This is a genomic window from Rhodococcus aerolatus (assembly GCF_054783215.1).
The window spans coordinates 41,982-53,845 of record NZ_BAAGQZ010000047.1 but is presented as its reverse complement, the minus strand read 5'-3'; the positions used below and the strand labels follow the sequence as shown (position 1 = coordinate 53,845).

At 76.7% G+C, this 11,864-nt stretch carries 14 protein-coding genes; 10 read left to right on the top strand and 4 right to left on the bottom strand.

Features of this window, described 5'->3' with window-relative positions:
- The 3 genes from ACYVOF_RS18420 to ACYVOF_RS18410 all read left to right on the top strand — a co-directional run.
- A partial coding sequence (locus ACYVOF_RS18420; protein WP_460869084.1) for a TlpA family protein disulfide reductase occupies positions 1–457 on the top strand: 457 nt, incomplete at its 5' end.
- Complete coding sequence (locus ACYVOF_RS18415; protein WP_460869082.1) at positions 454–1,230, top strand: NUDIX hydrolase; 777 nt, start codon at positions 454–456, stop codon at positions 1,228–1,230. The genes ACYVOF_RS18420 and ACYVOF_RS18415, both read left to right, overlap by 4 nt.
- Entirely contained in the window at positions 1,227–2,408 is a 1,182-nt protein-coding gene (locus tag ACYVOF_RS18410; RefSeq protein WP_460869080.1) for a MarP family serine protease, read from the top strand. The genes ACYVOF_RS18415 and ACYVOF_RS18410 overlap by 4 nt, the downstream gene beginning before the upstream one ends.
- A 7-nt stretch (positions 2,409–2,415) precedes the next feature.
- Here the strand turns inward: ACYVOF_RS18410 and ACYVOF_RS18405 are convergent, their stop codons facing one another.
- The 3 genes from ACYVOF_RS18405 to acs all read right to left on the bottom strand — a co-directional run bounded on the left by ACYVOF_RS18405 (position 2,416) and on the right by acs (position 5,986).
- Positions 2,416–3,348 carry an alpha/beta fold hydrolase gene (locus ACYVOF_RS18405; RefSeq protein ID WP_460869078.1) on the bottom strand — a complete coding sequence of 311 codons (933 nt, stop codon included), beginning with the start codon at positions 3,346–3,348 and terminating at the stop codon, positions 2,416–2,418.
- 7 nt (positions 3,349–3,355) lie between these two features.
- Complete coding sequence (locus ACYVOF_RS18400; RefSeq protein WP_460869076.1) at positions 3,356–3,817, bottom strand: phage holin family protein; 462 nt, start codon at positions 3,815–3,817, stop codon at positions 3,356–3,358.
- Positions 3,818–4,018: 201 nt separating this feature from the next.
- Positions 4,019–5,986: an acetate--CoA ligase gene (acs, locus tag ACYVOF_RS18395; RefSeq protein ID WP_460869074.1), complete on the bottom strand. Its 1,968-nt coding sequence runs from the start codon at positions 5,984–5,986 to the stop codon at positions 4,019–4,021.
- Between the two features lie 135 nt (positions 5,987–6,121).
- On the opposite strand from acs, the gene ACYVOF_RS18390 reads away from it, so the two are divergent.
- Genes ACYVOF_RS18390 through ACYVOF_RS18375 form a run of 4 tightly spaced genes read left to right on the top strand, consistent with a single transcriptional unit; the run spans position 6,122 to position 8,810 of the window.
- On the top strand, positions 6,122–6,868 hold the full coding sequence (locus tag ACYVOF_RS18390) for an oxidoreductase (RefSeq protein WP_460869073.1): 747 nt from the start codon (positions 6,122–6,124) through the stop codon (positions 6,866–6,868).
- Positions 6,861–7,226, top strand: coding sequence for a YidH family protein (locus ACYVOF_RS18385; RefSeq protein WP_460869071.1), 366 nt, complete (start codon positions 6,861–6,863; stop codon positions 7,224–7,226). Before ACYVOF_RS18390 ends, ACYVOF_RS18385 begins: the two co-directional genes overlap by 8 nt.
- A gap of 10 nt (positions 7,227–7,236) precedes the next feature.
- Positions 7,237–7,548, top strand: coding sequence for a DUF202 domain-containing protein (locus ACYVOF_RS18380; RefSeq protein ID WP_460869069.1), 312 nt, complete (start codon positions 7,237–7,239; stop codon positions 7,546–7,548).
- On the top strand, positions 7,545–8,810 hold the full coding sequence (locus ACYVOF_RS18375) for a chloride channel protein (RefSeq protein WP_460869067.1): 1,266 nt from the start codon (positions 7,545–7,547) through the stop codon (positions 8,808–8,810). Before ACYVOF_RS18380 ends, ACYVOF_RS18375 begins: the two co-directional genes overlap by 4 nt.
- 5 nt (positions 8,811–8,815) lie before the next feature.
- Here the strand turns inward: ACYVOF_RS18375 and ACYVOF_RS18370 are convergent, their stop codons facing one another.
- Positions 8,816–9,964 (bottom strand): TDT family transporter, encoded by a 1,149-nt coding sequence (locus ACYVOF_RS18370; protein WP_460869065.1) that lies wholly within the window; start codon positions 9,962–9,964, stop codon positions 8,816–8,818.
- Positions 9,965–10,061: 97 nt separating this feature from the next.
- Here ACYVOF_RS18370 and ACYVOF_RS18365 point away from each other — a divergent pair, with 97 nt between their 5' ends.
- The 3 genes from ACYVOF_RS18365 to crcB all read left to right on the top strand — a co-directional run bounded on the left by ACYVOF_RS18365 (position 10,062) and on the right by crcB (position 11,864).
- Positions 10,062–10,979, top strand: a complete 918-nt coding sequence (locus ACYVOF_RS18365; RefSeq protein ID WP_460869064.1) for a LysR family transcriptional regulator — start codon at positions 10,062–10,064, stop codon at positions 10,977–10,979.
- A gap of 73 nt (positions 10,980–11,052) precedes the next feature.
- A complete protein-coding gene (locus ACYVOF_RS18360) occupies positions 11,053–11,499 on the top strand; it encodes a fluoride efflux transporter FluC (RefSeq protein ID WP_460869062.1) in 447 nt (148 codons plus the stop codon).
- On the top strand, positions 11,496–11,864 hold the full coding sequence (gene crcB, locus ACYVOF_RS18355; RefSeq protein WP_460869060.1) for a fluoride efflux transporter CrcB: 369 nt from the start codon (positions 11,496–11,498) through the stop codon (positions 11,862–11,864). The genes ACYVOF_RS18360 and crcB overlap by 4 nt, the downstream gene beginning before the upstream one ends.

Sequence of the window (11,864 nt, the reverse complement as noted above, 5' to 3'; positions counted from 1 at the left end):
GGCGCCCGCACCGGGGGCGGGCGCCTCGCGCGGCCCGCTGGCCGGGCTGACGCTGCCGTGCCTGGCCGACGGCAGCCCCGTCGACCTCGGCACCGCGCTGGCCGGGCGGCCGGTGCTGCTCAACGTGTGGGCCTGGTGGTGCGGGCCGTGTGCCGCCGAGCTGCCCGCGGTGCAGGACTTCGCGGCCCGCGCCGGCGACCGGGTCACGGTGCTCACGGTGCACGCCGACCCCGACGCGGGCGGTGCGCTCTCCCGGCTGACCGACTACGGCGTGCGGCTGCCCGGGGTGCAGGACGCCGACGGCCGGGTCGCCGCACTGGTCGGGGCGCCCCAGGTGCTGCCGACGACGATCCTGCTGCGCGCCGACGGCACGGTCGCGGCCGTGCTGCCGCAGCCGTTCACCACCGCCGACGAGGTGGCCACCGCGGTCGCCGACGGCCTCGGGGTGCGCACGTGACCACCCTGCTGCGCCGCGACGACCCGGACGCCCCGCCGGTGCCCGACTTCCTCACCCCGCTGCTCGACGCGCTCGCCGGCGTCACCCCCGCCCAGCTCAGCCGGGTCCCCGCACCGCCGCCGGACGCACGACCGGCTGCGGTGCTGGTGCTGCTGGCCGGGCCCGCGGACCCCGGGGCCGGGGTGGACGACGTGGACGTGCTGCTGCTCGAGCGGGCCGCCACGCTGCGCTCGCACTCCGGGCAGGTGGCGTTCCCCGGGGGTGCGCTGGACCCGGGCGACGACGGGCCCGTGGCCGCCGCCCTGCGCGAGGCGCAGGAGGAGACCGGCCTCGACCCCGCCGGGGTGGAGCCGCTGGCCGTGCTGCCGGAGCTGTTCCTGCCGCCGTCGCACTTCCGGGTCAGCCCCGTCCTGGCGTACTGGCGCACCGAGAGCCCGGTCCGCGTGGTCGACACGGGGGAGTCGGCGCGGGTCGCCCGGGTGCGGCTCGCCGACCTGCTCGACCCGGCCAACCGGTTCCGGCTGACCCACCCGTCCGGCTACGTCGCGCCGGCGTTCGCGGTCGACGACCTGCTGATCTGGGGCTTCACCGGGGGGCTGCTGGCCACGATGCTGCGGCTGGCCGGCTGGGAGCGGCCGTGGGACACCCGCCGCACCCGGGACTTCGCGGAGTTCGGCCTGCCCGAGCCCCCCGTGCCGCCGCGGCCCTCGAGCCCCGACCCGCACGACACCAGCACGGCCGTGACCGCCCCGGCCGAGGGGGCCGCGTCGTGAACGTCGTCGACCTGGTGGTGCTGGCGCTCGTCGTGCTCGCCGCCCTCTCCGGCTGGCGGCAGGGCTCGGTGACCTCCGTGCTCGCGTTCGCCGGCGTCGTCCTCGGTGCGGTGGTCGGGGTGCGGGTGGCCCCGTCGGTCGTCGGGCTGGTCAGCGGCGAGGTCACCCGCCTCGCGGTCGGCCTGGCCGTCGTCATCGGCCTGGTCGTCCTCGGCGAGACGGTCGGGGTGGTGCTCGGCCGCGCGGTCCGCGGGCACATGCGGCTGCCCGCGCTGCGCACCGCGGACAGCGCACTCGGCTCGGTCGTGCAGGCGCTGGCCGTGCTCGTCGCCGCGTGGCTCGTCGCGATCCCGCTGTCCTCGGCGGCCTCGGTGGGCCTGGCCGCGGAGATCCGCAGCTCGCGGGTGCTGGGCTCGGTGGACGGCCTGCTCCCGGTCCAGGCCCAGCAGCTGCCCGCCGAGCTCGGCAACCTCTTCGACACCTCCGGCCTGCCCGACGTGCTGGGCCCGTTCGGCCGCACGCCGGTGGCCGAGGTCGCCGCGCCGGACCCGGCCCTGCAGTCCTCCGCGCTGGTCGAGGGCGCGCGCAGCAGCGTGCTCAAGGTCCGGGGGGTGGCGCCGTCGTGCCAGCGGGGCCTGGAGGGCAGCGGGTTCGTCGTGGCCCCGGAGCGGGTCGTCACCAACGCCCACGTCGTCGCCGGCACCACCGAGGTCGCGGTGGAGTCGGACGACGGCACGCTGCCCGGCCGGGTGGTGCTCTACGACCCGTCGACCGACCTCGCCGTGCTCGACGTCCCCGGCCTCACCGCCCCCGCACTGGCCTTCGCCCCCGACCCGGCCACCGCCGGGGAGTCCGCGGTGGTGCTGGGCTACCCGCTCGACGGCCCGTACACGGCCAGCCCCGCCCGGGTGCGGGAGGACATCTCGCTGCGCGGGCCGGACATCTACGAGTCCTCGACCGTGGTCCGCGACGTCTACACCGTCCGCGGCCAGGTGCGCAGCGGCAACTCCGGCGGCCCGCTCGTCGACGCCGACGGCCAGGTCCTCGGCGTGGTCTTCGGGGCCTCCATCGACGACCCGGAGACGGGGTTCGTCCTCACCGCCGGCGAGGTGTCCGACGAGGTCGCCGCCGCGCCCGGGCTGTCCACCCAGGTGAGCACCGGCAGCTGCACCGCCTGAGCCGGGCTCAGCCGCCGCGCAGCACGTCGAGCACGGCGCCGTGCACCGCGTCCGGGGCCTCGTGGTGCGGGAAGTGCCCCACCCCCGGCAGCGCGCGCAGCTCCATCGCGGGCGCGAACGCGGCCGAGCGCCGGGTGGTGCCCAGCAGCAGCACCGGGTCGAGCTCGCCGTGCACGGCCACCACGGGCACCTCGACGGGGCGCGAGGCGTCGGTGGCGAAGCGGTGGCCCTCGGCGCGGACCTGGCTGCGCACCGCCCAGCGGTAGTACTCCATGGCCGAGTGCACCACCCCCGGGATGCGGAACGCGTCGGCGTCGCGCCGGGCCACGCGGGCGAACGACGGCTGCTGCCGCCAGCCGGGACCGGACCAGGCGCGCAGCACGTCCTCCACGGCCGCGGCCCCGTCGGCGACGAGGCGGCGCTCGGGGCGCCACGGCAGCTGGAACCCGACGGCGCCGCGCAGCGCACGGCCCTGGTGGCGCGGGTCGCGGCGGATGGTGCGGCGCAGCGTGACGGGGTGGGGTGCGCCGACGACGACGAGCCCGCGCACGACGCGGGGGTGCAGGGCGGCGGTGGCCCAGCCGATGAGCCCGCCCCAGTCGGCCCCGACGACGACCGCGTCGGTCTCGCCGAGCGCCCGGACCAGCCCGGACACGTCCCCGCTCAGCGTCCAACCGTCGTACCCGCGCGGCGGCTTGTCGGTGTCGCCGTAGCCGCGCAGGTCGACGGCCACCACCCGGGCGCCGGCCTCGGCCAGGGCGGGCATGAGCGCGCTCCAGCTCCACCAGAACTCGGGAAAGCCGTGCAGCAGCAGCACCAGCGGGCCGCCGCCGTCGATCTCGGCGACGTGGTGGCGGATTCCGTTGGCGTGGACGTCGCGGTGCGTCCAGGGCCCGTCGACCCGGACGCTCGACGGGTCGGGCGCGCGGCTCCCCGGCACCGCGGGCCTAGCTCGAGCGCGGCAGGACCTTGGCGTTGTCCTTCACCGCGTCGATGGTCTTCTCCGGCTTGCCCAGCGTCTTGACCTTGCGGTAGCCGAGGAAGGCGGCGACCCCGGCGACCAGCAGCATGGCGAGGAACACGATGCCGAAGGCCACCCAGCGCGGCAGGAACAGGTCGAGCACCTCGGCGATGGTGAAGAAGAGGAAGAACAGGCTGAACAGCCCGACGACCCCGGCGGCGGCGAAGAAGATGCCGCCGCGGACGCCCTTCTTCACCTCGGCGGTGATCTCGGACTTGGCCAGCTCGACCTCGGCGCGCACCAGCGTCGACACCTGCGTGGTCGCGTCCTTGACCAGCGCGCCGATGCTGCCCTGCCCGGCCATCCGGGCGTCGACGTCGGTCAGCGGGATGGACGCCACGGTGGTGGGCACCCCGTCACGGTGGGTGTGGTCGGTGGTGCTGCTCACCTGGGGTCCTCGCCATCAGTCGTCGTCACGCGGGTCGTGCGGGCTCGTACGGGGCCGTGCGCGCGTCATCGTGCCACGGGTGGTCGCCGCAGCGCGCGCGGCCGCACCCGGCCCACCCCGCGCGGCCGTTGGAGTGCCATCTGCGGCCGTCCGGCGCGGATGGCGACCACTGGCACTCCAACGGCGGCGGGGGCGGCCGGGTCAGTCCTTGCTGTCGCCCTTCCCCAGGCCCGAGCTGATCAGGTCCATGACCGTCGAGTCGGCCAGCGTGGAGACGTCGCCGACCTCGCGGTTCTCGGCCACGTCGCGCAGCAGGCGGCGCATGATCTTGCCTGAACGGGTCTTGGGCAGCTCCGGCACCACGAGCACCTGGCGCGGCTTGGCGATGGGCCCGATGTCCTTGGCCACGTGGTTGCGCAACTCGGCCACCATGTCCTCGCCGCCGTCGGTCGCCGACCCGCGCAGGATGACGAACGCGACGATGCCCTGCCCGGTGGTCTCGTCGGACGCGCCCACCACGGCGGCCTCGGCCACCGACGGGTGCCCGACCAGGGACGACTCGACCTCGGTGGTGGAGATGCGGTGCCCGGAGACGTTCATGACGTCGTCCACGCGGCCGAGCAGCCAGATCGCGCCGTCCTCGTCGTACTTGGCGCCGTCCCCGGCGAAGTACCAGCCCTGCTCGGCGTAGCGCGACCAGTAGGTGTCCTTGTACCGCTCCATGTCGCCCCAGATGCCGCGCAGCATCGACGGCCACGGCTGGTCGAGCACCAGGTACCCCTGCACCTCCCCGCCCGCGGAGGTGTCGAGGACGTTCGCCTCCTCGTCCACGATGGCCGCGGAGATGCCGGGCAGCGTGGCCATGGCCGAGCCCGGCTTGCACGCCGTCAGCCCGGGCAGCGGGGCGATCATCATCGCGCCGGTCTCGGTCTGCCACCAGGTGTCGACGATGGGGCAGCGCCCGCCGCCGAGCACCTCGTGGAACCAGCGCCACGCCTCGGGGTTGATGGGCTCGCCGACGGAGCCGAGCACCCGCAGCGAGCTCAGGTCGTGGGCGTCGGGGATCTCCCGGCCCCACTTCATGAACGTCCGCACCAGGGTCGGCGAGGTGTAGTAGATCGACACCCCGTACTTCTCGACGATCTGGAAGTGGCGGTGCTCGTCGGGCGCGTTGGGGGTGCCCTCGTAGAGCACCTGGGTCACGCCGTTGCTCAGCGGGCCGTAGACGATGTAGCTGTGGCCGGTGACCCAGCCGATGTCCGCGGTGCACCAGTAGACGTCCTGGCCGGCCTTGTGGTCGAAGACGTAGTGGTGGGTGTAGCTGGTCTGGGTGAGGTAGCCGCCCGAGGTGTGGACGATCCCCTTCGGCTTGCCGGTGGTGCCCGAGGTGTAGAGCACGAACAGCGGGTGCTCGGAGTCGAACGCCTCGCAGGTGTGCTCCTCCGACGCCTGGGCCACCGTCTCGTGCCACCACACGTCGCGGTCGTTCCAGGCCAGCTCGGGGGCGCCCTCGGCGTCGCCGACCCGCTTGACGACGAGGACGTGTTCCACGGACTCGGCGCCGTCGACGGCCTCGTCCACGATGGACTTGAGCGGGGCGGGCTTGCCGCGGCGCCACTGCGCGTCGGTGGTGACGACGAGGCGGGCGGACGCGTCGTCGACGCGCTGGCGCAGCGCGGTGGCGGAGAACCCCGCGAACACCACGGAGTGGGTCAGCCCGAGCCGGGCGCAGGCCAGCATGGTGGCGACGGCCTCGGGGATCATCGGCATGTAGATGGCGACGCGGTCGCCGGCCACCAGCCCGATCTCGGTGAAGTAATTGGCGGCCTGGCTGACCAGGGCCAGCAGGTCGGAGTAGGTGACGTCGCGGCTGTCGCCGGGCTCGCCCTCCCAGTGCAGCGCCACCCGGTCGCCGTGGCCGGCCTCGACGTGGCGGTCGACGCAGTTGTACGCGACGTTGAGCTTGCCGCCGACGAACCACTTCGCCACCGGGGCCTCGGTCCAGTCGAGCACCTGCTCGAAGGGCTCGTGCCAGTGCAGCCGGTTCGCCTGCTCCGCCCAGAAGGCCTCCCGGTCGGCGTCGGCGGACTGCTGGAGCTCGGGGCCCGCGTTGGCCTGGGAGCGGAACTCGTCGGTGGGTTCGTAGACGGTCTTCTCGTCGTCGCTCATGGGACCGAACCTATGCGTCGCACGTCACACCGCAAAGACGTTGCGTCGACGTTGCGCGCCGACCGGCGTCCGGCGCGCGCCGACCGGTCGGGCTGGGTGGGACGGCCCCGTCCGGGGGCTCGGTACGGTGCGGGCGTGACCAGCCCCGACCCGCTCGCCCCCCTGCTGGACCTGCCGGGGGTGCGGGGGGCGGCGGAGCAGGCGCGGGCGGCGATCGACGCGGTGCACCGCCACCCGGCCAACCGGCGCGGCTGGCCGGCGAACGCCGCGGAGGCGGCCGTGCGGGCGGGGCGCTCCTCGGCCGCGGTCGACGGCGGCGCGGTGGAGCTGACCGCCGAGGTCGAGGACCCGGTGCTGGCGGGCGCGCTGCGGGTGGCCGGGGCGCTGGACGGGGAGTACCTCGACGGGGTCGTCGCCACCTGGCGCCGGGCCCCGCTGCAGGTGCTGGCCCGGCTGCACCTGCAGGCCGCCGCCGACCTGGCCGACCCGGACGCCCTGGGCCGCCCGCGCGCCGACGCCGAGGTCGGCGCCCGGCTGGACCTGCTGGGCCAGCTCGTCACCGGCGGGACCACGGTCCCCGCCGCGGTGCTGGCCGCGGTGGTCCACGGCGAGCTGCTCACCCTCACCCCGTTCGGCAGCGCCGACGGCGTCGTCGCCCGCGCCGCGTCGCGCCTGGTCGCGGTGGCGACGGGCCTGGACGTGCACAACCTGACCGTGCCGGAGGTCGCCTGGTACCGCCGCCCGCAGGCCTACCGGGCCGCGGCGGACGGCTTCGCCACCGGCTCGGCCGACGGCGTCGCCGCCTGGGTCGTCGCGTGCTGCAGCGCCTTCGAGGCCGGGGCGCGCGAGGCCGGCTCCATCGCGGACGCCGCGGGTGGCTGACGCGGCCGGCCCGCCGCCGGGGGAGCAGGAGCCGGACTACCGCTTCACCCTGGCCAACGAGCGCACCTTCCTCGCCTGGGCGCGCACCGCGCTGGCCCTGCTGGCCGCGGGGGTGGCGGTGGTGCAGCTGGTGCCGCAGTTCTCCGTCGTCGGCGCCCGGACCTCGGTGGGGGTGGTGCTGGGGCTGCTCAGCGTGCTCGCCTCCGTGGGCGGGGTGCTGCGGTGGCGGCAGGTGCAGCGGGCGATGCGTCGCGGCGAGCCGCTGCCCCGGGTGCGGGTGGTGTGGCTGCTGGCCACCGGGCTGGCGGTCGTGGCCGTCGGCGTGGTCGTGCTGCTCGTGGTGGGTGCGCTGCGGTGAGGGACGGTCGGTGACCGCGCCCGCCGGGCTGCAGGCCGAGCGGACGGCGCTGGCCTGGAGCCGCACCTCGTTGGCGCTGCTCGGCAACGGCGGGCTGGTGCTGGTGCGTCACCTGCAGCTCGACGGCCGGCCGAGCGGGCTCGTGCTCGCCGGGGCGGCCGTCGCGCTCGCCGTGGTGACCGCGCTCGTCGGCCGGGCCCGCAGCCGGGCGCTGCTCGGCGCCGCCGGGGACCCGCCGGGACCGCGCCCCGCGGTGGTCGTGGGGCTGGGGGTGGCGATCACGGTGCTCTGCGTCGCGACGACGGCGAGCCTGCTGCGGTGACCGCGCCGCCCCTCGTCCGGCTCGGCGGGGCCGCCCTGCTCACCGGGGTGGCCGCGGGGGTCGCGGGGGCGGCGCTGACGCTCGTGCTCCACCTCGCGCAGCACGCGGCGTTCGGCTACGTCGACGGCAGCTTCCAGGAGGGGGTCGACCGGGCCGGCGGACCCCGCCGCGTCCTGGCCCTGGCCGTCGGCGGGCTCGTCGTGGCCCTCGGGTGGTGGCTGCTGCGTCGCGGTGCGGCGCCCCGCCCGGGCGTCCCCGACGTCCTCGCGGGCCGGGTGCGGCGGCTGCCCGTGCCCGCGACGGTGGCCGACGCGGTGCTGCAGGTCGTCGCGGTGGGGGTCGGCGCGTCGTTGGGTCGGGAGAACGCCCCGCGGCAGGTCGCAGCGGCGGCGGCCGGCTGGTGGGCGGAGCGGACCGGCCTGGGGGCCCGCGAGCAGCGCACCCTGGCGGCGTGCGGGGCGGGGGCCGGCCTCGCGGCGGTCTACGACGTGCCGCTCGCCGGGGCGGTCTTCACCCTCGAGGTGCTGCTGGTCTCCGCCGCCGCCGCCGACGTGGTGCTGGCCGTGGTGACGGCGGCCCTCGCCACGGTTGTCGCCTGGCCGGTGGTGGGGACCGGGTCGGCGTTCGCCGCGGCGGGGTTGGACCTCTCGCCCGGGCTGCTGGTGGTGGGCGTGCTCCTCGGACCGGTGGCGGGTGTGGTCGGCCTGGGGTTCGCCCGCCTCGCGGCGGCGGCCCGGGCGCGTCCGGCGACGGGCCTGCGGGCGCCGGTGGCGACGGTCGTCGTGCTCACCGCGCTCGGCGGGGTGGCCGTCGTGCTGCCCGAGCTGCTCGGCAACGGCAAGGGCCCGGCGCAGCTCGCGCTCGACGGTGCGGTCGGCCTGCCGGTGGTGCTCGTCCTGCTGGTGGCCAAGCCGCTGGCCACCGCGGCGTGCCTGCGGGCCGGCGTCGTCGGCGGTCTGCTGACCCCGACGTTCTCGGTGGGGGCGCTGCTGGGCCTGCTCGTGGGCCGGGGCGCGGCGGCGCTGTGGCCGGGGACCTCGGTGGCGGCGGTCGCCCTCGTCGGTGCCGCCGCGGTGCTCGGCGCGGCGCTGGAGGCACCCCTGACGGCGGTCGTGCTCGCCGTGGAGCTCACCGGGGCGGGCGGTCCGGTGGTGGTCCCCGTGCTGCTCGCGGTGGCGGGGGCGGTGCTGACCCGGCGGGGGGTCGACGGGCGGGGGGTGGACGGGCGGTGGCCCCACCCACGGCTCGTCCGCCGCGGCTGAGGCGCTCAGGCGGGCAGGAACACCCGCCCGGTCGCGGTGCCCCGCAGGGTGTTCGCGGCCACGGTGGCCCAGGCGCCCAGCAGCACCACGTAGAGGAACACGGCTACGGCGTGCACGACGGTCGAGCCCGCCGTGGTGCCGAGCGCGGTCGCCCCGGTGACGCAGGTGCCGACGGGGAAGGTGAAGCTCCACCACGTCAGCGAGAAGCCCAGGCCGTGGCGGGCGGCGTGCACGGTGAGCAGCGTGGCGAGGGCGAAGAACAGCACCCCGAAGCCGCCCATGGCGATCCCGTAGGCCAGGCCGAACACGTGCAGGCCGGTGGCGAGCGAGGCCTGCTGGCCGGAGAACACGAGCCCGGCCTCGGCGCCGAGCAGGTTCACCGCGGTGATCGACTGCCCGATCATGCCCAGGCAGATCCACACGGTGGGGGCGGCGCCGACGGCGGGCATGCCGCCGTGCACCAGCCGGGAGTAGACCAGCGTCATCGTCATCATCCCGATGACCAGGCTGAGCCCGAACATCGCGTAGCAGGCCAGCAGCAGGGTCAGCCGCGGCTGGCCGGCGGCCACGTGGGGCAGCAGCAGCGCACCGGTGGAGGCGGACACCATCGGCGGGACGACGGGCATGAGCCACGCGGGCAGCGCGGTCGCCGTCTCCTTCGGGTGGGTGACGATCATCCGGTAAGGCAGCCACAGGCTCGTCGCGAGACCGGTGAGCGTGCCCGCGGTCCACAGCACCCAGTCCACGCCCAGCGCGGCGGGCAGGCCGATGACGTCCTTGCCGAGGAGCAGCGTGCCGGCGCCGACGGTGAGCATCGCCATCGGCGGGGCGCCGTAGAACTGGCTCATCACCGGGTGGCGGCCGTGGGCGCGGGCGTTCTCGCGGTGGCGCAGCCAGTGCGCGGCGAACGCGACCGAGAGGGCCACCAGCGCGGTCGCCGCGACCGCCCACACCACGAGGGCGAACACGTGCAGCCCGGGCACGGCCAGCGGCAGCGTGGCGGCCGCGTTGGCGACGATGCCCGTGCCCATCACCGAGGCGAACCAGTTCGGGGTGATGTGCTCGAGCAGCTGCCCGGGGCGCTCCAGCGCCGGGAGCACCCGCCGGCGCACGACGGGGGCGGTGGTCGCGGGGCGGGCCAGGGTCGCGGTCATGCCCCCCACGGTGCGCCGGGCCCGGCGTCCCCGGTAGACGGCCCGTCCTTGTCCGGGTACAACCTCAGGTTGTGACAGGCGGGGGGTGTGGGGGCCGGTGCTGAGCCCCCACGTGCCCGACCTGGCCGGCCTGCAGCTGCTGCTCGCGGTGGAGCGCACCGGCAGCATCGGGGCGGCCGGCGCCGAGGCCGGCATCTCCCAGCAGGCCGCGTCGGCCCGGGTGCAGGCCGTGGAGGCGCAGGTGGGGGTGCCGCTGCTGGTGCGCACCCCGCAGGGCTCGCGGCTGACGGCGGCGGGCGCGCTCGTGGCCCGCTGGGCGCTGCCCGTCGTCGACGCCGCCCGCGAGCTCGACGCCGGGATCGGGTCGCTGCGCTCCGACCGTGCCGCGCACCTGCGGGTGGCCGCCAGCCTCACCGTGGCCGAGCACCTGGCCCCGCGCTGGTTCGTCGCGCTGCGCGCCCGGCTCGGCACCGAGGTCTCCCTCGTCGCCACGAACAGCGACGCGGTGGCGGCCGCGGTGACCGCCGGGGAGGCGGACGTCGGCTTCGTGGAGGGGCCCGACGCGCCCGCCGGCCTGCGCGCCCGCACCGTCGGCCACGACCAGCTGCTCGTCGTCGTCGACCCGGACCACCCGTGGGCCACCCGGACCGAGCCGCTGACCGCGACCGAGCTGGCCGCCACCCCGCTCGTGGCCCGCGAGGCCGGCTCGGGGACGCGGCGCGCCCTCGCCCGCGCCCTGGCCGACCACCTGCCCACCGGGACGGTGCTCGCGCCGCCGGCGATGGAGCTGGCCAGCGCGGCCGCCGTGCGGGCGGCCGTCGCCGCGGGCGTGGCCCCGGGGGCGCTGAGCACGCTGGCCGTGGCCGACGACCTGGCGCTGGGCCGGCTGGTCCCGGTGGCCGTGGCGGGGGTCGACCTGCACCGCGTGCTGCGGGCCGTGTGGCGCACGGGGGCCGAGCCGCCCGCCGGGCCCGCCCGCGACCTCGTCGCGATCGCCCGCGCGGGCCGGACCTAGGCTCGGGCCGGGCAGGCGAGCAGGCGCGCGACGGACGGGGGCAGCGGTGGTCACGGACCCACGACCGGTCCACTTGCGCGTCGAGCTGGTCGGTCTGGTCGCCCTCGGCGGGGCGGTGGGCAGCCTCGCCCGCCACGGGCTGTCGCTGGCCCTGCCGACGGGCGGGTCGGGCTGGCCCACCGGGACGTTCGCCGTGAACGCCGTCGGCGCGTTCCTGCTCGGGGCGCTGCTCGAGGCCCTGGCCCGTCGCGGTGAGGAGGGCCCTCGGGCCCGGGCGCTGCGGCTGCTGGCCGGCACCGGGTTCCTCGGCGGCTTCACCACCTACTCCAGCCTCACCGACGAGGTCGACCTGCTGCTCGCCCGCGAGGGGTCGCTCGGCGTGGCGCTGGGCTACGGCCTCGGCAGCGTGGTGGTCGGGTTCGTCGCCGCCCTGCTCGGCGTGCTGGCCGCGACGGCGGGTCACCGCTGGCACCGTGCCGCGGCCGGGGGTCTGCTCGACGACGAGGGGGAGGTCCGGTGACGGTGCTGCTGCTCGCCGTCGCGGGCGGTCTCGGCGCCGTGGCCCGGTTCGTCGTCGACGGGGAGGTCAAGCGTCGCCGCCCCGGTCCGCTGCCGTGGGCGACGGTGCTCGTGAACGTGAGCGGCTCGCTGCTGCTCGGCGTCCTCGTCGGCCTGGTGCGCTACCACGACGCCCCCGCCGACCTGCGGCTCGTGCTCGGCGTCGGCTTCTGCGGCGGCTACACCACGTTCAGCACGGCCAGCGTCGAGACCGTCCGACTCGTCCAGCAGGGGCGGGTCGGCGCCGCGCTCGGGGTCGGCCTGGGCCAGCTGGTGGCGGCCGTGGCGGCGGGGGCGCTCGGGCTCGGCGTCACCGCCCTGCTGTGA

Excerpts from the sequence above, each read along its gene's own strand:
- ACYVOF_RS18370 (WP_460869065.1), bottom strand. The coding sequence starts at position 9,964 with ATGACCGCGACCCTGGCCCGCCCCGCGACCACCGCCCCCGTCGTGCGC.
- acs (WP_460869074.1), bottom strand. The coding sequence starts at position 5,986 with ATGAGCGACGACGAGAAGACCGTCTACGAACCCACCGACGAGTTCCGC.